The 850-nt window shown below is 53.8% G+C and carries 1 pseudogene; it reads right to left on the reverse strand.

Annotated features, from left to right (window positions below):
- Nucleotides 1-850: pseudogene (locus J5224_RS31345) on the reverse strand (glycerol-3-phosphate 1-O-acyltransferase); the annotation flags it as partial.

Genomic DNA, 850 nt, shown 5'->3' on the forward strand with positions numbered 1-850 from the left:
GCTGGGCCATATTGCGGCTTTCTTTTTCCAAGGTACCGCGGTTCATTTCCGGGTTAGCGCCGAGTAATGACAGCGTAATCGCGTAGCGTTGCAGGGTTTCCCGCACACCGGCAGCCAGCAGTTGGAGCGTGCGAATTCGCAGCGGATTTAGCACCAGCGCATCTTGTTTGATGACAATCAGTTCCTGACGCACCAGCTCCGTGGTTAACGTTTCAATGACCGCAGGCAGTGCCTCTTTACTGTAATGCAAGAACAGTTCGGCTTGAATTAACGGGTAAATCAACGACATTTGTCGTGTTAATTCATCCGGCGTGATCCTGCCACGGTGCATGATAATGCTGGCGATCATCGATGGCAGCACCAGCAAATGCTGGATGTTGTTGCGGTAATACGTCATCAACACGGCCTGTTCGCGCGGCAGAATGATGATCTCGCCAATATTGTCTTGTTCAACTTCAAATTTGTTCATTGCCAGCGCGTGTTCCAGCAGTTCCGGCGCCGTCTTTTTCGGCGCAGTGACATCTTTGCTGTAAGGCACGTTGCGCAGCAATTGCAAATAGCAGTCCAGTTGCTCATGCATTTGTTCACGGGTCAGCGCGCGCTGACGTGATGCCAACAGTGCGGTGGAGCACAGGTTCATGGCGTTGGCGGCTGCGGCGTTGTTAATGCGCACCATGATGATATCGGCAATATTCTGCACGGTAGGCGTGAGCCAGGTAGGGCGCTGCGCTTCAATCGGATCGATCGCCTCGCGCCACTGCGGCACATGGTGATTGAGGTAAGGCGTCAGCGACAGTGGCTCGCCAAAATTCACATAGCCTTGCCCCAGATTGCGCAGTTTGCGTAACCC

This window comes from Candidatus Symbiopectobacterium sp. NZEC135 (genome assembly GCF_025962695.1).